The organism is Tropicimonas sediminicola (assembly GCF_900188335.1).
GTDB lineage: Bacteria > Pseudomonadota > Alphaproteobacteria > Rhodobacterales > Rhodobacteraceae > Tropicimonas > Tropicimonas sediminicola.
On record NZ_FZOY01000006.1, the window covers coordinates 202402 to 222712 of the forward strand.

Here is a 20311-nt window from a genome sequence, read left to right on the forward strand (position 1 = left end):
CGCCTCAGCCCTCGCGCGACGGTGCCGCCGGTGCGACCCTGCCCCGGAGCCGAAGCGACGCGACCAGCGCCAGCAGCGCAAGCCCCGCTCCGGTCAGGAAGGTCCACTCGGCGCCAAAGGCCTCCCAGAGCCCGCCGGCGATCACGCTTGCGGCCAGCAGCGCCACGCCGGTCACAAGGTTGAACATCCCGAAGGCCGTGCCGCGCAGTTCCGCCGGTGCGCTGTCGGCCACCAGCGCCGAGAGCAATCCTTGCGTGAACCCCATGTGAAGCCCCCAGAGCACCACCCCTCCCATCACCCACGCGAGCCCCGGCGCAAGGGCAAGCACCAGGTCGGCCGCAACCAGCAGCAGGAGCCCGAGAGTCAGGAGCGTCACCCGGTCTCGTCCATCCGACAGCGCCCCGACGGGATAGGCCGAGAGCGCATAGGCGACGTTCAGCACCACCAGCACCATCGGCACGAACATCAGCGAGAGCCCGCCGGATTGCGCGCGCAGGATCAGGAAGGCTTCGCTGAACCGCGCCAGCGTGAACACGGCCGCGACAGTGACCACCCACCAGTACGTCCGCCCGAGGCTGGCAAGCTCCGCCCGCGCCAGCGGGTTGCGGACCTTGCGCAGCCCCTCTGGCCGCGCCGGCTCGCGCACCACGAGCAGCAGAACCGCGACCGCCGCGAAGGCCGGCACCACGGCCACCCAGAAGACGCGCGTGAAGTCGTTCGCGAAAAGCCACATCAGCCCGATCGCCAGCAAGGGGCCGATGAAGGCGCCGGCCGTGTCGAGCGACTGCCGCAGCCCGTAGGCCGCGCCGCGCAGCTCGGGCGGCGCGATGTCGGCGACCAGCGCGTCGCGCGGGGCGCCGCGGATGCCCTTGCCCACCCGATCGACGAAGCGCGCGGCGACGAGCCAGCCCACCGAGGGGGCCAGCGGAAATACCGGCTTGGTGACCGCGGCCAGCCCGTAGCCGAGCGCGGCCAGTTCCTTGCGCCGGCCGATCCGATCGGAGAGCGCACCGGAAAAGACCTTGGTGATCGCCGCCGTCGCCTCGGCGATGCCCTCGATCACACCCACGGTCAGGGCCGTCGCGCCGAGCCCAACCACGAGGTAGACCGGCAGCAGAGCGTGGATCATCTCGGAGGAGACATCCATCAGCAACGACACCAGCCCAAGCGCCCAGATTCCGGCCGGCAGCCGGCGCCAGGCGCGGGGCCGGGTGACGGGGTCAGCCATCCGCCCGCCCGGCCGTCCCCCGGTCGGTCATGACGTGGTCGCGCGCGACCGACATCGACTTCAGGATCGCGAAGACCGTGTCGCCGGGCGCGAGCGCCAGCGAGGCGATGGCCCGGCGGGTGACGCGGGCGAGTAGCTCGTCCTCGCCGATCGCCACGCGCACCATGACACCGGGCCCATCGCCCGGGGTCACCGCGGCCACCCTGCCCTCCAGGATGTTCTGCGCCGAGAGCCCCTCGGGGTGGCTGCGCGACAGGATCACCTCGTGGGCGAGAATGCGCATCCGCAGCCGCTGTCCCGGCGCCGCCTCGATCCGCGGCAGCCAGATCGGACCGCCGGCGCTGTCGAGCCGGCTGGTGCCGTCCTCCTCCTGCGCGACGAAACGCGCCGTGAGCATGGCCGCTACCTCACGCAGCCCGAGATGACGCAGTGCGGCGGGGTCGGACATGACCTCGGCCGTCGACCCGTTCGCGATGCTGCGCCCCCGGTCGAGCACCAGCATCCGGTCGGCGAGCAGTTGCGCCTCCCCGATGTCATGGGTCACCAGGACCACCGGCATCGCGAGGTGCCGGCGCAGCGCGACAAGCTCCTCGTGCAGCCGCTCCCGCGTGGCCCGGTCGACCGCCGAGAAGGGCTCGTCGAGCAACAGGACCTCCGGCTTGCGAGCCAGCGCCCGCGCCAGCGCCACGCGCTGCTGCTGGCCGCCGGAGAGCTCGGCCGGCAAGCGGTCTCCCAGCCCGCCGAGATGCACCAGCCCCAGTAGCCGCTCCGCCTCGGCCCGCCGCGCCTCCCGCGGCAGGTCGTCGATGGCCGCGGCGACGTTACCGACAGCGCTCATGTGCGGGAAGAGCGCGTAGCTCTGGAAGACCACGCCCGCGCGGCGGCGATGGGGCGGCAGGCTCAGGCGGCGCGCGGTGTCGAGCCAGTCGGCATCGCCGACCGTGACCCGGCCCGCCGCCGGCTGCCAGAGCCCGGCAATGGCCCTCAGGGTGGTCGTCTTGCCCGAGCCGGACGGGCCGACCAGCGCCAGCAACTCCCCCTGACCGACCTCGAAAGCCAGATCGAGCGGGATCGGCGCTTCGGCCCGGACCTCCACCCGCAGCATCATCCGCCGAGCCTCCTTCCGACGCGGGCCGAAAGCGCAAAGGTCGCCGCGATGGTGGCCAGCGAGATTGCCACGAGGACCGCCGACATCGTCGCGGCCGCGCCCATGTCGAAGGCCTGCACCCGGTCGTAGATCGAGATCGCGATGGTCCGCGTCTCGCCCGGGATCGATCCGCCGACCATCAGCACGATGCCGAATTCCCCCAGCGTGTGAGCGAAGGTCAGCATCATCGCGGTCATCAGCCCCGGCCAGGCCAGCGGCAGTTCCACCCGCCAGAGCGATCGCCAGGGCGACAGGCCAGAACAGGCCGCGGCCTCCCGCAACTCGACCGGGATCGCCTCGAACCCGCGCTGCGCCGGCTGGATCGCGAAAGGAAGGTTGAAGATCACCGAGGCGACGACCAGCCCGGTGAAACTGAACACCAGTTGATCCCCGAAAAGCTGCTCCCAGAGCGCGCCGACCGGCGAGCCGCGCCCGAGGGCGACCAGCAGGTAGAAGCCGAAGACCGTCGGCGGCAGAACCAGCGGCAGCATTACCAGCGCCTCCACCGCGCCCCGGCCCGTGAACCGCCGGTAGGCCAGCAACCGCCCCATCGCGATCGAGACCGGCAGCAGCAGCGCCACCGTCCAGAGCGCCAGCCGCAACGAGAGCCAGAGGGCGGTCCAGTCCACCGCCGCTACTCCGGCAACTCGAAGCCGTAGCGCGCAAGGATCTCGCGCGCGGGCGGCGACTGGACATGGGAGTAGAAGGCTTCCGCCACCGGCCCCGCCTCCGGCAGCAGCGCCATGCGTTGGCGCAGCGGCTGGTGCCATTCGGCGGGGATCAGCGCGAAATCGCCCTGTTCGGCCAGTTGCGGAGAAAGTGCCAGCGAATGCGCGATGATGCCGCCCTCGGCGTTGCCGGAGAGCGCGAATTGCGCCGCCTGGCTGACGTTCTCGCCCAGCACCAGATGGGGCTGCAGCGGCTCCCAGAGACCGGCGTGCTGCAACACCTCCCGCGCGCGCATCCCATAGGGCGCGTGGTCGGGGTTGGCGATGGCGAAACGGCGCAGACGGTTCTCGGTCAGCGCTTCCCGCAACGTCTCCAGCGTGCCATCCGCCGTCAGCGCCGAGCCCTTGGGCACCGCGATCACCACGCGCCCCTCGGCATAGAGCAGCCCCTCGTCCCGGGTCAGCCCGTCGCGCGCCAGATCCAGCACGAATTGCTCGTCCGCGGCCATGAACATCTGGAACGGCGCGCCCTCGCGGATCTGTCGCGCCAGGTTGCCGGTTGCCCCGAAGGAAAGCCGCAGCCCCTGCCCCGTGGCGGCCTCGAACCCGGCTGCAACCTCCTCCAATGCGAACCGAAGGTCGGAGGCCGCGGCGATCACCGGCGCCGGCTCCTGCGCCCGGACGCGGCTTGCGAGCAGGCTGGCGCCGAAGGCGAGGCTCGCGGCACCGAAACGTCGGCGTGTCAGGGTCATGCGGGCTCCGGTCAGGTGCATCCGTTCGCGACTATCGAAGAGCCCGCCGCGCGGGTCAATTGTTATTTCCCACCGGGAATATCCGTTGTCAGATGCCGCAGCGCCTCGATCTCGGCGCCTCCGGCGGCGGCGGCCTTGGCCTCGAACTCGCGGTAAAGCCGCAGCACCTCGCGCCCGGTGTCGGTCAGCACCGCGCCGCCGACGCCCGGCCCGCCGCGCGCGCTCTCGACCACCGACGCACGGAACATGCCGTTCATGGTCTCGACCAGCGTCCAGGCCCGCTTGTAGCTCATCTTCATCTCGCGCCCGGCCGCGGCGATGGAGCCGGTGCGGTCGATCCGCTCCAGCAGTTCCGCCTTGCCCGGCCCCATCATCTCGTCCTCGCCAAAGACGATACGCAGGCGGAGGCGTGGGGGATCGGATGGCGCGGTCATGGCGAAAGCATATCCGCACTTCCGCCGCTTCTGGCAAGGCCGGGACGCGGCATCACTCCCTGCGGCAACCAAGGCCGTATTCGTCGCCGCACCAGTCCTTGAGCCGCGCGCTGTCCTCGGCGCTCCAGCCTTCGGGCCCGGTGACGGCGACCCAGGGCTCGATGTAGTCGCGCGCGGCATAGTTGTGGCCGAAACCGCTCGGCACCGCCAGCGCAAGCGCCATGTCGAGCGCGAGTTGCAGCTGCGTGACCACCGGAATGAACCGCATCGCCGGCGAGACATCCGGCGCGCGCGGCTCGCGCATCCACTGCGGCGCACGCCAGACCGACGCCGGCTCGTAGAAGACGATGGCGTCGGAGGCATGTTGCAGGAATACTACCCGAAGCCTGCCCCAGGGGCCGGGAGTCCGCTCCAGCCCGCCGAATTGCGACGCGAAGCGCACGAGGTTCCCCTCGCCGACCTCGGGCAATACGTAAGGCGTGCCGGGATTGCGGGCCGCCACGGCATTCCGCCAGTGTTGAGACGGGAACGGCGGGCCGGTCCAGAGCGCACCGTCGATCGGGTCGTCCAGCATCCGGAAGATGTTGAAGGAATACATCGACGACCAGGCGCCGAGACTGATCCCGTGCATGTAGAGCCGCGGCCGCCCCTGCGGCGGCAGGGTCTTCCAGTGGTCGTAGACGACGCGCATCGTCGCGCTGGCCTGTTCCAGCCCGGATTGCGTCTCGAAGATCAGCGCCAGCGGCGATTGCAGGTAGGAATACTGGACAGCCACGGTGGCAATGTCGCCGCCATGCATGAACTCCAGCGGCTCGTGCCCGCCCGGGTCGAGCCAGCCGGTGCCGGTCGGGCTCGCCACGATCAGGACCTTGCGGTCGAATGCCCCGAGCCGCTTCATCTCCTCCAGCGCCAGCTCCGCCCGGGCCTGCGGATCCTCGGCCTGCGCCCGGCCGACATAGACCCGGATCGGCTCCATCGCAGACCCGCCGTTGAAGGCCGCGATGGCAGCCGCATCCGGCCCATCGAGGACGAAGTTCCGCCCCGGCTGCCCCATCGCGCCCCAATCGACGAGCGAGTCCGCGCTGCCCGGCAGGCGCGGGTCCGCAGGCTGCGGCGGCGCGTCGGCAAAGAGGTTCTGCGCCGTGGCATAGGAGGTGTCGGCCGCATCGAAGGCCCATTGCACCACGCCGTCGCGGGTGACGACAAAGACGATCGATGCCGCCAGCGCCAACCCCATCACATTGGCCAGCCGCATCGGCAGGATGCGGTAGAGCCGGTGCCGGATCGTGTCGAACATCTGCTGCACGGCCCAGCCGATGGCAAAGCACACAAGGAAGACAATGCAGGCAACGATGACAATGCCCGGCGTGCTGTAGTCCTCCAGCGGCTCCATGCCGAAGCGCTGCCGAATGGAATCCTGCCAGTCGGCAGCATGCAGAAGCGTCCAGACCAGAAAACCCGCGACCGGAACGGCGAGCACCCAATGCACGATCCGCGCCGCCCGGCCGGACAGAAGCGGCAGTTCCAGCGCCCGCCAGGCCGAGAGCAGCAGTTGCCCGATCAGGTAGCCAAGCGCGGTCACGAGACCGGCCAGCACGCCCTGAAGCTGCCACGGCCGCGGGATCAGCGAGGGTGTCAGCGACGCCTCGAAGAACAGGAGGCCGAGAAGCAGCGGCAGGATGGAGAGCCCGAGCAGGCGCGGTGCCCTGTCTCGGCCCCTGGCGGGCGGGCGGGAACGCAGGAAATCGGTCACGTCGGCCTCCGATGCATCGACACTTCATGGCGCCGCGTCAGACATGCACGGCCGGCTGCCGCCACACTGGCACGCCGCAGGGCCGCGCTCCGAGATGTCCCAACGTCGCGGCGCATCGATGCGCGGCCAGGATGGCCGGCGCCCGCAACCGCCCTATCTCCGGCGCATGACCGAAGACACCCCATCCTCCTCTGACGCGAACCTGATCCTCGTCCTCGGCGACCAGCTTTCGCCCGACCTGCCCTCGCTTTGTGCGGGCGACCCGGACCGCGACATTGTGCTGATGGCAGAGGTCGCCTCGGAGGCGAGCTATGTCCCGCACCACCCCAAGAAGATCGCGTTTCTCTTCGCCGCCATGCGCCATTTCGCCGAAGAACTGCGCAACGAGGGCTGGCGGGTCCGCTACGTCGAACTGGAGGACACGGGCAACAGCCAGTCGCTCTCCAGAGAGGTCGAGCGGGCGCTGGAGGATCTGCCGGGGCACGCGCTGCTGCTGACCGAGCCGGGCGAATACCGGCTCAAGACCGAGCTGGAGGAATGGGCCGAGCGCGCCGGAACCCCGATGCGGATGCTCGAGGACAGCCGCTTCATTGCAAGCCATGCCGAGTTCCGTGACTGGGCCGACGGCCGCAAGCAGCTCCGGATGGAGTATTTCTACCGCGAGATGCGGCGCAAGACCGGGCTTCTGATGCATGGCGACGAGCCGGAGGGCGGTCGTTGGAATTTCGACTCCGAGAACCGCAAGCCCGCCCGCGACGACCTTTTCATGCCGCGCCCGCTCGAACATCGGCCCGACGAGACGACCGAGGCGGTGCTCGACCTTGTCGAGCGGCGTTTCGGCGATAATTTCGGCCGCCTGAAACCGTTCTGGTTCGCCGTCACCCGCGCGCAGGCGCTCGACGCGCTGGACCATTTCGCCGAGGAGGCCCTGCCCTGTTTCGGCGACTACCAGGACGCCATGCTCGAAGGCGAGCGATTCCTCTATCACTCGGTCCTCGCGCTTTACATCAACGCCGGCCTGCTCGGCCCGCTGGAGGTCTGCCACCGGGTCGAGCGCGCCTACCACGAGGGCAGTGCACCGCTCAACGCGGTCGAAGGATTCATCCGGCAGATCATCGGCTGGCGCGAATTCGTGCGTGGGATCTACTGGATGCAGATGCCCGGCTACACGGAGCAGAATTTCTTCGGCGCCACGCGCCCCCTGCCCGATTTCTACTGGAGCGGCGAGACCGACATGGCCTGCATGGCCGCCGCGATCGGTCAGACCCGCGACGAGGCCTATGCCCATCACATCCAGCGGCTGATGGTGACCGGCAATTTCGCGATGCTGGCAGGCGTGGACCCGCACGAGGTCCACGAATGGTATCTCGCCGTCTATGCCGACGCCTACGAATGGGTCGAGGCGCCGAACGTGATCGGGATGAGCCAGTTCGCCGATGGCGGGCTGCTCGGCTCCAAGCCTTACGCGGCCAGCGGCAATTACATCAACAAGATGTCTGACCATTGCGCCGGCTGCGCCTACGACGTGAAGAAAAAGACCGGAGACGGCGCCTGTCCGTTCAACCCGCTCTACTGGGACTTCCTCGTGCGCAACCGAAAGAAGCTCGGAAACAACCCGCGGCTGGCGCAGGTCTACCGCACCTGGGACCGGATGGAGAGCGACCGCCAGTCCGAATACCTGGACAGCGCCCGCGCAATACTCGACCGGTTGTGATCGGGGCGAGGCCAGGCATGGGGGGGCTGCCCCCCTCCGGGATATTTCCCGACAGAAGAAATCCCGGTCCGCGCATCGCTGCTTAAGTCCCGAAATATCCCCGCCGGAGGCAGGATACGCAAGATCGTTCTGATCCGCGGACGAGAGCTGCTCATGGCTGCCGGGCACCCGCGTCTTTCGCCGCTTGACGTCCGCAGGCGCAGGATCGACGGTGCGCCGCAGCACAAGCAAGCGAGGCTCCATTGAAAACCTTCTTCAGCGAGGACCACCGCCGACATTTCCCGCAGGCAGAGCTCAGCGGCGGCGAGTTCGTGACCCCTTTCGAGCGGCCGAGCCGCTTGGAATACGTGTTGAGCCGGCTTCACGAGCGCGGTCTCAGGGATATCGTCGCCCCCGGCGCGCCGGACATGGAAGCGATCCGCGCCCTGTGCGCACCTGACTATCTGGCCTTCCTCGAAACCGCATGGAGCGAGTGGAAGGCGGCCGGGATGGCCGGCGAGATCATCGCCGCGAGCTTCCCCGCCCGCAGGATGCAGACCGCCCGACCGCCGCGCAATATCGACGGCAAGGTCGGCTACTACGCGCTGGCCGCCGAAACCGCGATGACCGGTGGGACATGGGCCGCGGCGCTGTCCTCGGCCGCCTCCGCGCAGGCGGCGCAGGCCCATGTCGCGGCCGGGGCGAAATCCGCATTTGCGCTCTGCCGCCCGCCCGGGCACCACGCCACCGCAGACATGTACGGCGGCTATTGCTTCATCAACAACGCGGCGCTGGTGGCCGACGCCTTCCGCCGCGACGGCGCGCAGCGGGTGGCGGTGCTCGACATCGACTTCCACCACGGCAACGGCACGCAGGATATCTTCTACGGCCGCGGCGACGTGTTCTTCGCCTCGCTCCACGGCGCACCGGAGGATGCCTTCCCCTACTTCCTCGGCTATGCCGACGAGACCGGCCAGGGCGCGGGCGAAGGCGCGAATGCGAACTACCCTATGCCACCGGGCACGGCGTACGACGTCTGGTTCGGGGCGCTCGACGCCGCGCTGGCCCGGATCCGCGATTTCGGCGCCGAGGCGCTGGTGATCTCGCTTGGCACCGACGCCTACAAGGACGACCCGATCAGCTTCTTCAAGCTCGACAGCCCCGATTTCCTCGACGCCGGGGTGCGGATCGGCAAGCTCGGCCTGCCGACCGTCTTCTGCATGGAGGGTGGCTATGCGATCGAACAGGTCGGGATCAACGCGGTGAACGTGCTGGAGGGGTTCCTCGATGCGTGAGGTGACGCTCGCGGTCACCCAGTTCGCCTGCGGGCCGGACCATGGCGCCAACGCCGACCGCGCCGAGGCGCTGGTCCGGCGCGCCGCCGCCGAGGGCGCGCAGGTGATCCTGCTGCAGGAGCTGTTCGAGGGCCCCTATTTCTGCAAGACCGAGGATCCGCGCTACTTCGACTGGGCGCGGCCGCTGGAGGGCAACCCGCTGGTGGCGCGCTTCGAGGCCCTGGCGCGGGAGTTGGGCGTGGTGCTGCCGGTGTCGTTCTTCGAACGCGCGGGACCGGCGCATTTCAACTCGATGGCCATGGTGGATGCCGATGGAGCGGTGCTCGGCTGCTATCGCAAGAGCCATATCCCGCAGGGGCCGGGCTACGAGGAGAAATACTACTTCTCCCCCGGAGACACCGGCTTCCGGGTCTGGGACACCGCCTTCGGCCGGATCGGGGTCGGGATCTGCTGGGACCAGTGGTTCCCGGAGGCCGCGCGGGCGATGGCGCTGATGGGCGCCGAAGTGCTGCTCTACCCGACCGCGATCGGCTCCGAGCCGCCGGCGCCCGGCTACGACAGCCAACCGCACTGGGAGATGGTCATGCGCGGCCATGCGGCGGCCAATATCCTGCCCGTCGCGGCCTCCAACCGGATCGGGCGCGAGGTGCAGGACGGACAGGAGGTAACCTTCTACGGAACTTCCTTCATCTCCGACCAGACCGGGCAGATCCTGACCCAGGCCGGGCGCGAGGGCGAGGCGGTGCGGCTCGCCAGGGTCGACCTCGATGCGATTGCCGAACTGCGCCGCAGCTGGGGCCTGTTCCGGGACCGCCGCCCAGAGCTTTACGGCGCGCTGAAAGCGTTCGGCGGCTGATCAGGCCGGAGGGCGGCGGTTCGGCCAATCGGTCGCCCGGTGATAGGCGTCGCCTGTCGCCAGGATCGCCGCATCCGCCCCGGCGGGTCCGAATATCTGCACGCCTGTCGGCAGCCCGGCCCCGCCGAACCCGGCCGGCAGCGAGAGGCTCGGCAGGCCGGCGAGGCTGACCGGGACCACGACCTCCATCCAGCGGTGATAGGTGTCCATCTGCCGGCCGGCGATTTCTTGGGGCCAGCGCCAGTCCACCGGGAACGGCCAGACCTGCGCCGAAGGCAGCGCAAGCGCGTCGTAGCGCCGGAAGAGCCGGGCCGCCGCCTGGTACCAGCGCGAGCGGATCGCGCTGGCCTCGAAGAGCGCCGCGGCGCTCAGGCCCGCTCCCTGTTCTATCTCCCAGAGGGTCTCCGGCTTGGTCGCCGCCCGTTTCTCCGGGTCAGCCGCCAGATCGCCCCGCGCCCCCGCGTTGAGCGCCGCGCGCAGCGTGGTCCAGGCGTGCCAGAGATCGGCGGCCGGAAACGGCGATGCGAGCGGCTCGACCACGGCGCCCTGCCCTTCGAAGACCGCCAGCGCCGCCTCGCAGGCGTCGAGGATGCCCGGCTCCATCGGATAGGCGCCGCCCCAGTCGCCGAGCCAGCCGATGCGCTTGCCGGCGATGCCGGCTCCGAACCCGGCCGTGAAATCCCCTGTCGCGCGGCCGAAAGGCACCTCCGGGTTTGGCCCTGCAAGAACCGACAGCAACAAGGCGAGGTCACGCGGGCTCCGTGCCATCGGGCCGTCGGTGGCGAGCGTGGAGAGGAAGGCCTCGCCGCCCGCATCCTGCGGCACCAGTCCCCAGGTCGGGCGGAACCCGTAAACGTTGCAGAACGCCGCCGGGTTGCGGAGCGAGCCCATCATGTCCGACCCGTCGGCCAGCGGCAGCATGCGGGCGGCCAGCGCCGCCGCCGCGCCCCCGGACGATCCACCGGCGCTGCGGGCCGGATCGTAGGGGTTGCGCGTCGCCCCGAAGACCGGGTTGAAACTGTGCGAGCCGTGGCCCCATTCGGGCGTGTTGGTCTTGCCGATGACGATGGCCCCGGCAGCCTTGAGCCTGGCGGCGACGAGATCGTCCTCGTCGGGCATGTGATCGGCAAAGAGCGGCGAGCCATAGGTCGTTCGCAGCCCCTGCGTCGCCACGAGATCCTTGATCGCGACCGGCATCCCCCAGAGCGGCCCGCACGGCGACTGGCGGTCAAGCGCCTCCGCCTCGGCCATCAGATCGGTCCGCGGCCTGAGCGAGACGATGGCGTTGAGGCCCGGGTTGAGCGCCTCTATCCGGTCGAGGAAGCTCGCCATGACCGCCGTGACGGTGACGTCGCGCTGCCTCAGCGCCCGCGCCAGGCTGGTCGCGTCGCAGGCGGTCGGATCTGGAAGCTCTGTCATTGAGGAATGTCCGGAAATGGGCCGGAGGGGGCTGCCCCCCCGGCCCGATAGGCACCGAAGCACCCGTTTCCTTACTTCTGGAGCTCGGTCCAGATCGCCGTGTAGTATTCCTGCGCCTTGGGCGAGCAGGTCGGCAGGAAGCTTCCCGAGCCTTTCAGCTCTTCGGCCACCACGATCTCCGGCGCGGTCATCATGTCCTCGGGCATGAACGGGTCGGACCCGGCGATGCCGTTGGCATAGCGCGCGAAGGACGAGATCATCGCGGCGTTCTCCGGCTCCATGATGAAGTTCAGGAACTGGTGCGCCTCGTCGACGTTCTGGGCGTCCGACAGCAGCATCACCTGGTCCATCCAGAGCGGGTAGCCTTCCTTGGGATAGCCATAGACGATGTCTTCGTTCTTCAGCCGCGCCCGGAAGATCGCGCCGTTCCAGTAGACCGAGGCCATCACGTCGTTGGCGGCCATCTTCTCGGTCATGCCGTAATCCATCGACAGCCACTTCGGCTTGGCCGCCATCAGCGCATCCCGCGCCTTCTTCAGCACCTCGGTGTCCTCGGTGCAGGGCTCCCCGCCGACATACCAGAGCGCCAGCGACATCACGTCGTTCATCTCCGGCGTCACGTTGACCTTGCCGACCAGTTCCTCCGGCGGATCCATGAAGATCGAGGAGGTGTTGATGTCGCCGTCATAGGCGGTCTTGTTCACCGCGATGCCGGTGGAGCCCCACTGCCACGGCACCGAGTATTTCCGGCCGGGATCGTAGGGCGACTCGAGCCATTCCGGCGCGATATTCGCGTGGTTGGGCAGCTTGGAGAGGTCGAATTCCTGCACCAGCCCCTTCTCGATGTAGATCGGCACCCAGGAGTTGGAGGGAACCACGAGATCGAAGCCATGCCCGCCGGCCTCGATCTTTGCCATCGCGGTGTCGTTGCTGTCGTAATCGGTGATCGTCACCTTGATGCCGGTCTCGGCCTCGAATTTCTCGATCATTTCGGGGCTGGTGTAATCGCCCCAGTTGAACAGTTGCAGTTCGCCCTCGGCGGAGGCGATCGCCGTTCCCCCGAGCAGCAGCGCCATCGCGGCAAGTGTCGTCTTCATCGGTTTCTCCATGTTGGGTCTGGTTTGTTGTTGTGTCAGTCGCGCTTCCTGGTCAGCAGGAAGAAGGCTGTCAGCAGAATCACCGTCAGCAGCAGCAGAAGGGTCGAGATCGCGTTGACCTCGGCCGAGACGGACCGGCGAATCTGGGCCAGCATGTAGGTAGGCAGCGTATCCTGCCCGGCCGATTTCACGAACAGCGTAATCACCACGTCGTCGAGCGAGGTCACGAAGGCCAGCATCAGCCCGGCCGCGATGCCGGGCATCAGCAACGGCAGCGTGACATGGCGAAACGCCTGCCAGGGCGTGGCGTAGAGATCGGCCGCGGCGATCTCGAGCGTGCGGTCCATCCCTTCCAGCCGCGCCCGGATCGGCAGGTAGGCGAAGGGAATGCAGAAGGCCGCATGCGCGGTGATCAGGTAGCCGAGCCCCTGGTAGCCGGTGGCGACCTTGATCGAGGCGAAGAAGATCAGCAGCGCCACGGCGGTCACGATCTCGGGCACCATCAGCGGCTGGTTGATCATCACGTAGATGAAGGTCTGCCCCTTGGTCCCGCGCCGCCGCGTGGTTCCGAGCGCGGCCATGGTGGCGACGGTCGTGGCGATGACCGAGGCCACGGTCGCGATGGTCAGCGAGCGGAAGGTCACCTCGCGGACCTGTTCGTTGTTCCAGGCCACCGGGTACCACTTGAAGGAGAAGCCCTCCCAGATCGCGATGCTGTCGCCGGAGTTGAAGGAGTAGATCACCAGCATCATGATCGGCAGGTAGAGCGCGGCAAAGACCAGCACGGCCACCGTGGCGAAGCCCGGGATGCGAGAAGCGGAAAAGTCGCGCCTAGCCATTGGAACTCTCCCGCGAGGTGATCCGGACGTAGAAGACGAGCGCCACCGCGACGATCACCAGCAGCAGCACCGAGAGCGCCGCGCCGAGCGGCCAGTTGCGCCCCTGCCCGAACTGCAGCTCGATGAAGTTGCCGATCATCATGTTGCGCCCCCCGCCGAGGATGCGCGGCGTCACGTAGGCGCCGAGCGCGGGGATGAAGACGAGGATCGAACCCGCGACGATCCCGGGCCGCACGATCGGCAGGATTACCCGCCGCAGCACCTGCCAGCGCGAGGCATAGAGATCGTAGGCGGCCTCGATCAGCCGCATGTCGAACCGGTCGATGGCGGCGAAGAGCGGCAGCACCATCAGCGGCAGGTAGACATAGGTCATGCCGAGGAAGACCGCGAAGTCGGAGTAGATGATCAGCAGCGGCTCGTCGATCACGCCCAGGTAGAGCAGAAACGTGTTGAGCAGGCCCTCGTTACGGATGATCTGGTTGATCGCGAAGGTGCGGATCAGGAGGTTGGTCCAGAATGGGATGGTGATCAGGAACAGCAGTGCCGTGCGCATCCGCGGGCTGCGGGTGGCGATGATCCAGGCGGTGGGAAAGCCCACGATGAAGGTGAAGAAGGTGGTGATCAGCGAGAGCTTCACCGACCGCCAGAAGATCGTCAGGTGGGCGTCGGCAAGGCTGTAGGTGCCGTCGAAGATGTCCTTGCTCAGCACCGTGCCGACCCAGGCGTCGGTCGAGAACTTCCAGACGACGTTGCCGTAATCCCCCGGCGTCAGGAAGGAATAGACCAGCATGATCAGCAGCGGGCCGGCCGCGGCGAAGGTCAGGATGAACAGGGCCGGAGCCGACAGGAGCCAGGTGTTTCGCGCATCGCGTCGTGCCTGGCCGTCTTCGCGCGCACTCATCGGCTCAATCCTCCAGCACCTGGACCGCGCCGGGCGTGAAACTCACGCCGACCTCGGCCCCGGTCGGGGGCGCCTCGCCGCCCGCGGTATCGCTCTGGTACCGCGCCACCAGGTCTGCGCCGCCGTCGAGGCGCAGGCGCACATGGCTGTCGGTGCCGAAATAGGTGGTCTCGGCGATCGTGCCCCGCATCGCCGCCCCGGCATCCTGCGGCAGGATCCGGACATGTTCGGGCCGGATCGCGATGGTATGCGCCCCTTCCGGCGAGCCGGCGTCGACCGGGATGGCGATGCCCCCCGCGATGGTCGCCACGCCGCCGGAGACCTCGGCCGGGAGGAAGTTTGTCTCGCCGATGAAATCGGCCACGAAACGGTTGACCGGATGGTTGTAGATCTCGCGCGGGCTGCCGACCTGCAGGAGCCGGCCGGCGCTCATCACGCCGATCCGGTCGGACATCGTCAGCGCCTCTTCCTGGTCGTGGGTGACGAAGATGAAGGTGATGCCAAGTTCGTGCTGCAAACGCTTGAGTTCGCTCTGCATTTCCTTGCGCAGCTTGAGGTCGAGCGCCGATAGCGGCTCGTCGAGCAGCAGCACCTCCGGCGACGGCGCCAGCGCCCGGGCCAACGCCACGCGCTGTTGCTGACCGCCGGACAGCTGGGTCGGCTTGCGATCGGCCATCTCTCCCAGCCGCACCATCGCCAGCGCCCGTTCGACCTTCTGGTCGATCTCCGAGGCCGGGCGGCCGAGCATCTGCAACCCGAACCCCACGTTGCGCCGCACGCTCAGGTGCGGAAACAGCGCGTAGCTCTGGAACACGGTGTTCACCGGCCGCAGGTTCGGCGGCGCATCGGTGATGTCACGGCCGTTGAGCAGGATCTGCCCGGCGGTCGGGGTTTCGAATCCGGCGATCATCCGCAGGAGCGTGGTCTTGCCGCAACCCGACGGCCCCAGCAGCGTGAAGAACTCGCCCTTTCGAATCGCGATCGACACGTCGTCGAGCGCGACGACCGCCTCCGGACCCGTGCCATAAACCTTGCGGGACGATCGTGCCTCGATCGCGTCGTCTTGTGCCACTCGTGCCTCCGGAGCTTTTGATACGACGATGACCGAAGCGACGGGCGGCTGGCAAGTCTCGTTTAACTTCCGGCCTCTACCGGGCGCATTAAAGGTGGACGCCGGCCGAACCAGGGCCGGGCCCGCTCAAGTTCTGCACAGAGCGACATCAGCCGCTCATCCTCCCCGAAACGCGCCGCAAGATGCACGCCCACGGGCAGTCCCGCCTCGGTCCAGTGCAGCGGCACGGTGGCCGCGGGCTGGCCGCTGGCGTTGAAGGCGGCGGTGAAAGGCGAATAGGCAAAGACCCCCTCGGGACCGGTCCGGTAGCCCACGTAATCCTCGGTCCCATGGCCGAATCGGCCGATCGGCGCGGGCGGCTCGGCCATCGTCGGCGAGAGCAGGATGTCGTGATCCAGCATGAACGCCTCCATCGACCGCCCGTAGGCATGCACAATGTTTACGCATTCGAGATACCGGTCGCCGGTGACCTGCGCCGCGTGAGCGATTGCGCCCCGGGTCACCCCCTCCACCTCGCCCTCGGCCAGCGGCCTTCCGCGCGCCGCGACCGCCTTGCGGACAGAGAGTGCGGCGCCACAGGCGACGATATCGGTCCAGGCCCGCATCATCCCGGCGGTGTCGGCCGCCACCGGGCGCGCCGGGACAACATGATGGCCCATCTCCTCGAGCAGCGCTGCGGCGTCCAGCACGGCGCGCCGACACTCGGGATGCACCGGTGCGCCGGTGAAGGTCGTATCGCAGAGCGCAATGCGCAGCGGCCCCGGCGCCTGTTCGATGGCCGCGCGGAACGTCCCCCGCAGCGGCGGCGCGCGGTAGGGTGCGCCGAGGTCGGCGCCGTGGGTGCCGTCCAGCAGGACCGCGCTGTCGCGCACGCTGCGGGTCAGGAAGCCATCGATCGCCATGCCGGCCCAGCCTTCGCCCACGTAGGGACCGTCCGGAAGCCGCGCCCGCGTCGCCTTGAGCCCGAAGAGCCCGCAGTTCGACGCGGGGATGCGCACCGAGCCGCCACCGTCCGAGCCATGCGCCGCGGGCACGATCCCCGCCGCCACCGCGGCCCCCGCCCCGCCCGAGGAGCCGCCCGGCGTCCGCGACAGGTCCCAGGGGTTGCGGGTCGGCCCGCCATAGACCGCGGCCTCGGTCGCCGGCCCGATCCCGCCCTCGGGCGCCGTGGTCCGCCCGAAGACGACCAGCCCCATCGCCGCGAGCCGCGCGTAGATCGCCGAATCCTGGCCGTACCGGGTGCCCGCAAAGAGCCGCGAGCCGTTGTTGCAGGGATAATCGACGGCCTCCGCGCCCAGGTCCTTGAGAAGGAACGGAACCCCGCGTAACGGCCCCTCCGGCAGCCCTTCGGCGATCTTGCGACGCGCGACCTCCTCGGCCAGCATCACCACCGCGTTGATCTCGCCGTTGAGCGCCTGCACCCGCTCCAGCGCGATATCGAGCAGTTCCCCGGCGCTCACCTCGCCGCGTTCAACAAGCGCGGCGAGCGCTGTTGCGTCCTGTGCGTCGTAGTCCAGCATGATGGAGCGCTCCCGAGCCGTTGCCTGCTCCGACAGAGCAAGTCCCGCGCGCCGCCGCAAGGGGCAATGGCTAGCCGAGCAACCCGATCTCCTCGCCGTCGATGATGATCGCGAGGTCCCAGAACTTGCGCAGCTCCTCTTCGGCGGCCCCGGCCGCCTCCGGGTCTTCGGGCAGCCGCTCGATCCGCAACCCGAAACGCTCCAGCCCGCAGAAATCGACCCGGCTCAGGATCACCGGCACCACGGACCGCTCGATCGCCATGCCGGCGAGCCGCGCAGCGGCCCGGTCCGGCGCATCCAGGGCGCGCGTCACCCGGATCCCGATGTGGGACGGGCCGTCGAGCGCCCGGTGCCACAACTCCGCAGACGGCGCGGCCCCGGAAACCGGGGCGAGCAGCATGCCGCGCGGCACCGGCCCCGCCCCGCCGTCGATCAGGTCATCGAGGTTGCTCACCTGTGTCGGCAGAATGCGGCTCAGAACGAGGGTCCAGTCGTCCGACATCAGCGTCCCTCCAGCTGTGCGGCAATCAACCGGGCCGCCTCATCGGCTCCCGGCGAGGGCAGTTCGGCCTGTCCCAGGGCGGATCGGACCTGCTCCACAGCCGTACCGTCGAGGAAATCCCGAAGGCACCGCTCCAGTCGCAGGAACTCGGTCTCTTCGACCATGGCGCCAAGCCCGCGCTCCGCCAGCGCCTGCGCCCGACGGGTCTGGTTGTCGAGATAGGGCGCGGATTGCGGAATGAAGATCGCCGGGATCTGGTGGTAGAGGATCTCTCCCACCGAATTGTACCCCGCCGCCGACAGCACGAAATCGGCGGCCATACCGAGCGCCGTGGCCTCCAGTGTCTGCACGACATGGGTGTTGGGCCAGCCATGCAGCGCCGGCGCGACGACGCTGCCGGGCCAGACAAGGATCAGGTGCAGGCAATCGTCGCGGTCCGACAGGGCCGAGGAGATCATCTGGAGCTGCGCCGCCCTGTCGGAGGCCACGCCACCGCCCAGCATGCTGACGACCAGCCTGTCGAAGCGGCGCCCGAAGCGCTCCCGCAGGCCCTCCCTGAACGCCTCGCGCTGCTCCGGCGTCTGCTGGGTGCGCTTCACGATCGGCCCGACCATGTGAACCTTGGCGCCGAAACTGTAGTGATCGTTCAGCTCTTCGAATGGTTCGGAGGGGACGATGATCCGCTCGAAGATGTGTTCCCGGTCGAGCGCGATCCGCGCCGAGGTCCCGTCGGGCCAGAGGCCGCGACGGATCCACACTGCCAGAAGGTCCTTTTCCAACACCGTGCGGAAGATGGAGTCGAACACGAAGCCGCCGTCGAAGACAAGCTGGTCGCGGCGCCGGAGCGCCTGTGACAGGCGGCGATAGGTCAGGACGTCGTTGGCGTGCGGCTCGTCGTGGGTGTCGCTGCGCGAGACCAGCGGCATGCAGTCGAACCCGCGCCGCAGGATCATCGGCACGCAGCTTGGGAAGGCGGCGAAAGTAGCGGAGCGCGCGGGCATCGCCTCGGCGATCACCGCGCAGCGCTGCGCATGGCCGAGGCCAACCCCGTTCGTCGGAAAGAACATCGTCCTCCGGGGCTGCGGCTCGAGCGGCGGCTCGGCCGGGGCGAGGCCCGCGGCCAGCTCGAGACGAGCGATGTCCACCGACCGAAGCCAGGGCGACCGCGTCACCTGGTCGGCGATCTGCGACAGCGTGGGAACGACTGTCCCGCTCAGGTAGCCGTCGAGCGCCACGAGCGATTCCGGCCCCCGCAAGGCCGGCGCGCCGGTGTCGACGATCGCACGGTCCTCGGTGCAGTCGACCACCACCCCGCCCGCCGCCATCAGGCTGACCGAGACCGAGGCCATCCGCTCGCCCGGCACCCCGTGACCGAAGACAGCGAAGATATCCGTCTTGCAGGCATGGGCCACCGGCGACAGATCGGTCAGCAGCAGCACCTCGAGGTCGCGATGGACGGTGGACTTGATCTGCTCCTTCTGCTTGCCCGACGCGATCACGCGCAGGCGAAACTCCCGCCGCTGGTTCATGCTCGACAGGCAGCTCAGCGCGTCCGGCTCCTCCAGCGTATCCTGCCCCAGCAGGATCGTGACGACGGGTTGCGCGACCGCCGGGCGCGGCACCGGTGCCAGTTCGGCCACCAGCGGATTCACCGCCTCGGCGATCATCGGACGCGGCTGGCTCTCGGCGAGGTCGATCACCACGGCCTCGCGCCCGATTGCATAGGCAAGCTTCGCCTTGGCGGCGAGATAGGCCTGCAGATCCGCGAACCGGCCGGTTGCCACCACCGGCACGTCCGGCCCCAGACCGTAGTCCCAGAGCGTGGCCAGCAGGCGCTCGCCGAGATCCTCCGCCCCGAGGATGAACACCGCTTCCGGAGCGATCTCCGCCCGGTCGGCCAGGTAGGAGGCCGCCTCGTAGGTGCGGGAGCGCCCGGTCTTTTCCGGCAGCGACGCGGCATCGATGCAGACGGCGTGGCCGCGCGCGGCCAGTTGCGCCGCGAAGGCAAGCTGCGCGTCATAGGAACGGACGTTGCGGGTTCCGGCCGCGACGACGATCATGCCGCCACCTCCATACCGAGGAGCCCGACCAGCCGCCTACGGAACGCGGCCTCCGACAACCCGGCCAGCACTGCCCCCGCCCGTGCGACCTGTTCGCCGTATTGCTCTGGACGCGCGAGGAAACCCGCGATCACCGCATCGACCTCGGCTGGCTGGCAGGTCACCACCGCATCGCCGAAGGTGGCCCCCGTTTCGGGGTCCGTCAGAACCACCTTGCCGGCCGCCAGCGCCTCGGCAATCACCCGGCCGAAGCTTTCCCGCCAGGCGGGCGAGGTGAAGTAGACGTGAAAATCGATCATCTCCAGAAAGGCCCCCACGTCCATCGCGCCAAACGGCAGCATCGTCCAATGGGGCCGCGCGACCTCGGCATTCAGCAGGAAATCCGAGCCGAGAATGACATTGGCCTCCGCCTGCGGCGAAAAGCACAGGTCGAGATCGGCGAGCGGCGGGAATTTCTCCCGGGTCGGCCGCGAATGCCGCCCGCGACGGTCTCGGGGGGGACCGACCGCGTCGGGCTGACATGCCTCGCAGATGTTGAACCAATCCGCATCGAGAACCTCCCAGCCCGCGCAGTCCGGATGCGCAGCCAGCCACCCCGTCACCGTCGAACGGTTGTAGACCGAAATCGGCGCCAGGCATTTCCTGAGCGCCAGCGTGGCACGATCGATCTGACCCAGGCAAGCCGCCACGTCGAAGGCCTCGGCGCCGCCGGGCCTGGTGAAGTTTTCATGCGTCACGACAACGAGTTGGCGGGCGATGATGCACGCCTCCAAGGAGCGCTGGAACTTCAGGAAGGACGGGTTGTGGAAAACCACCACGTCCGCGCTGATCTGCGGCGCATCCCAGACCAGCGGCAGGTGAAGCTCGTCGATCGCCTCGCGCAGGACGGGCGCAATGCGGCGCTCCGGGCCGAACATCGCGGAACTTCGGGCATGAACCACGACCGGACCGAGCCCTGCGCTCACCCGCAATTCCGCCGCCACCGCCGCCGAGGTGCCGCCGGAGAAGCGCGGCTCGATCACATAGGCAAAGGCCGGATGCGTCGCGCCGCCGGACACCCGTCGCGATCCCATGA

18 protein-coding genes are annotated in these 20311 nt (G+C 68.7%); 3 read left to right on the top strand and 15 right to left on the bottom strand.

All coding sequences use genetic code 11. The features are described 5' to 3' along the window. Positions 1 to 4 precede the first annotated feature (4 nt). The 6 genes from CHB86_RS16220 to CHB86_RS16245 all read right to left on the bottom strand — a co-directional run bounded on the left by CHB86_RS16220 (position 5) and on the right by CHB86_RS16245 (position 5982). Positions 5 to 1228 (bottom strand): MFS transporter, encoded by a 1224-nt coding sequence (locus CHB86_RS16220; protein WP_089234124.1) that lies wholly within the window; start codon positions 1226 to 1228, stop codon positions 5 to 7. Beyond that, positions 1221 to 2336 carry a molybdenum ABC transporter ATP-binding protein gene (modC, locus tag CHB86_RS16225; RefSeq protein WP_089234125.1) on the bottom strand — a complete coding sequence of 372 codons (1116 nt, stop codon included), beginning with the start codon at positions 2334 to 2336 and terminating at the stop codon, positions 1221 to 1223. Before modC ends, CHB86_RS16220 begins: the two co-directional genes overlap by 8 nt. Continuing rightward, positions 2333 to 3004 (bottom strand): molybdate ABC transporter permease subunit, encoded by a 672-nt coding sequence (gene modB, locus CHB86_RS16230; RefSeq protein WP_089234126.1) that lies wholly within the window; start codon positions 3002 to 3004, stop codon positions 2333 to 2335. Before modB ends, modC begins: the two co-directional genes overlap by 4 nt. Positions 3005 to 3009: 5 nt before the next feature. After that, the gene (gene modA / locus CHB86_RS16235) at positions 3010 to 3795 is read right to left on the bottom strand and encodes a molybdate ABC transporter substrate-binding protein (RefSeq protein ID WP_089234127.1); all 786 of its coding nucleotides are present in this window, start codon (positions 3793 to 3795) and stop codon (positions 3010 to 3012) included. Positions 3796 to 3857: 62 nt separating this feature from the next. Beyond that, positions 3858 to 4229 carry a winged helix-turn-helix domain-containing protein gene (locus CHB86_RS16240; protein ID WP_089234128.1) on the bottom strand — a complete coding sequence of 124 codons (372 nt, stop codon included), beginning with the start codon at positions 4227 to 4229 and terminating at the stop codon, positions 3858 to 3860. A 52-nt stretch (positions 4230 to 4281) separates the two neighbouring features. Further along, positions 4282 to 5982: an alpha/beta hydrolase gene (locus CHB86_RS16245; RefSeq protein WP_245838020.1), complete on the bottom strand. Its 1701-nt coding sequence runs from the start codon at positions 5980 to 5982 to the stop codon at positions 4282 to 4284. A 166-nt stretch (positions 5983 to 6148) separates the two neighbouring features. Between CHB86_RS16245 and CHB86_RS16250 the strand changes: the two genes are divergently transcribed. The 3 genes from CHB86_RS16250 to aguB all read left to right on the top strand — a co-directional run bounded on the left by CHB86_RS16250 (position 6149) and on the right by aguB (position 9826). Continuing rightward, on the top strand, positions 6149 to 7696 hold the full coding sequence (locus CHB86_RS16250; RefSeq protein WP_089234222.1) for a cryptochrome/photolyase family protein: 1548 nt from the start codon (positions 6149 to 6151) through the stop codon (positions 7694 to 7696). A gap of 242 nt (positions 7697 to 7938) precedes the next feature. Further along, positions 7939 to 8970 carry a histone deacetylase family protein gene (locus CHB86_RS16255; RefSeq protein ID WP_089234129.1) on the top strand — a complete coding sequence of 344 codons (1032 nt, stop codon included), beginning with the start codon at positions 7939 to 7941 and terminating at the stop codon, positions 8968 to 8970. Further along, positions 8963 to 9826 (top strand): N-carbamoylputrescine amidase, encoded by an 864-nt coding sequence (aguB, locus tag CHB86_RS16260; protein WP_089234130.1) that lies wholly within the window; start codon positions 8963 to 8965, stop codon positions 9824 to 9826. Before CHB86_RS16255 ends, aguB begins: the two co-directional genes overlap by 8 nt. On the opposite strand, the gene CHB86_RS16265 is transcribed toward aguB, so the two are convergent. The 9 genes from CHB86_RS16265 to CHB86_RS16305 form a co-directional block, all read right to left on the bottom strand. Further along, complete coding sequence (locus tag CHB86_RS16265) at positions 9827 to 11245, bottom strand: amidase (RefSeq protein WP_089234131.1); 1419 nt, start codon at positions 11243 to 11245, stop codon at positions 9827 to 9829. 71 nt (positions 11246 to 11316) lie between these two features. Continuing rightward, positions 11317 to 12342, bottom strand: coding sequence for an extracellular solute-binding protein (locus CHB86_RS16270; RefSeq protein ID WP_089234223.1), 1026 nt, complete (start codon positions 12340 to 12342; stop codon positions 11317 to 11319). Between the two features lie 35 nt (positions 12343 to 12377). Further along, positions 12378 to 13181: an ABC transporter permease gene (locus CHB86_RS16275; protein ID WP_089234132.1), complete on the bottom strand. Its 804-nt coding sequence runs from the start codon at positions 13179 to 13181 to the stop codon at positions 12378 to 12380. After that, positions 13174 to 14082, bottom strand: coding sequence for an ABC transporter permease (locus tag CHB86_RS16280; protein ID WP_089234133.1), 909 nt, complete (start codon positions 14080 to 14082; stop codon positions 13174 to 13176). Before CHB86_RS16280 ends, CHB86_RS16275 begins: the two co-directional genes overlap by 8 nt. Before the next feature lie 4 nt (positions 14083 to 14086). Next, a complete protein-coding gene (locus tag CHB86_RS16285; protein ID WP_089234134.1) occupies positions 14087 to 15154 on the bottom strand; it encodes an ABC transporter ATP-binding protein in 1068 nt (355 codons plus the stop codon). Between the two features lie 62 nt (positions 15155 to 15216). Next, entirely contained in the window at positions 15217 to 16674 is a 1458-nt protein-coding gene (locus CHB86_RS16290; RefSeq protein WP_245838021.1) for an amidase, read from the bottom strand. A gap of 70 nt (positions 16675 to 16744) precedes the next feature. Further along, complete coding sequence (locus tag CHB86_RS16295) at positions 16745 to 17176, bottom strand: hypothetical protein (RefSeq protein ID WP_089234135.1); 432 nt, start codon at positions 17174 to 17176, stop codon at positions 16745 to 16747. Next, positions 17176 to 19236: a glycosyltransferase gene (locus CHB86_RS16300; RefSeq protein WP_089234136.1), complete on the bottom strand. Its 2061-nt coding sequence runs from the start codon at positions 19234 to 19236 to the stop codon at positions 17176 to 17178. Before CHB86_RS16300 ends, CHB86_RS16295 begins: the two co-directional genes overlap by 1 nt. Further along, a complete protein-coding gene (locus CHB86_RS16305) occupies positions 19233 to 20309 on the bottom strand; it encodes a glycosyltransferase (RefSeq protein WP_141134914.1) in 1077 nt (358 codons plus the stop codon). Before CHB86_RS16305 ends, CHB86_RS16300 begins: the two co-directional genes overlap by 4 nt. Positions 20310 to 20311: the final 2 nt, after the last annotated feature.

What these genes read in the sequence shown, in the direction of transcription:
- CHB86_RS16305 (WP_141134914.1), bottom strand. Translation starts at nt 20,309, where the DNA reads ATGGGATCGCGACGGGTGTCCGGCGGCGCGACGCATCCGGCCTTTGCC.
- CHB86_RS16240 (WP_089234128.1), bottom strand. Translation starts at nt 4,229, where the DNA reads ATGACCGCGCCATCCGATCCCCCACGCCTCCGCCTGCGTATCGTCTTT.
- CHB86_RS16275 (WP_089234132.1), bottom strand. Translation starts at nt 13,181, where the DNA reads ATGGCTAGGCGCGACTTTTCCGCTTCTCGCATCCCGGGCTTCGCCACG.
- modA (WP_089234127.1), bottom strand. Translation starts at nt 3,795, where the DNA reads ATGACCCTGACACGCCGACGTTTCGGTGCCGCGAGCCTCGCCTTCGGC.
- modC (WP_089234125.1), bottom strand. Translation starts at nt 2,336, where the DNA reads ATGATGCTGCGGGTGGAGGTCCGGGCCGAAGCGCCGATCCCGCTCGAT.
- CHB86_RS16280 (WP_089234133.1), bottom strand. Translation starts at nt 14,082, where the DNA reads ATGAGTGCGCGCGAAGACGGCCAGGCACGACGCGATGCGCGAAACACC.
- CHB86_RS16220 (WP_089234124.1), bottom strand. Translation starts at nt 1,228, where the DNA reads ATGGCTGACCCCGTCACCCGGCCCCGCGCCTGGCGCCGGCTGCCGGCC.
- aguB (WP_089234130.1), top strand. Translation starts at nt 8,963, where the DNA reads ATGCGTGAGGTGACGCTCGCGGTCACCCAGTTCGCCTGCGGGCCGGAC.
- CHB86_RS16295 (WP_089234135.1), bottom strand. Translation starts at nt 17,176, where the DNA reads ATGTCGGACGACTGGACCCTCGTTCTGAGCCGCATTCTGCCGACACAG.
- CHB86_RS16270 (WP_089234223.1), bottom strand. Translation starts at nt 12,342, where the DNA reads ATGAAGACGACACTTGCCGCGATGGCGCTGCTGCTCGGGGGAACGGCG.
- CHB86_RS16265 (WP_089234131.1), bottom strand. Translation starts at nt 11,245, where the DNA reads ATGACAGAGCTTCCAGATCCGACCGCCTGCGACGCGACCAGCCTGGCG.
- CHB86_RS16290 (WP_245838021.1), bottom strand. Translation starts at nt 16,674, where the DNA reads ATGCTGGACTACGACGCACAGGACGCAACAGCGCTCGCCGCGCTTGTT.
- CHB86_RS16250 (WP_089234222.1), top strand. Translation starts at nt 6,149, where the DNA reads ATGACCGAAGACACCCCATCCTCCTCTGACGCGAACCTGATCCTCGTC.
- CHB86_RS16300 (WP_089234136.1), bottom strand. Translation starts at nt 19,236, where the DNA reads ATGATCGTCGTCGCGGCCGGAACCCGCAACGTCCGTTCCTATGACGCG.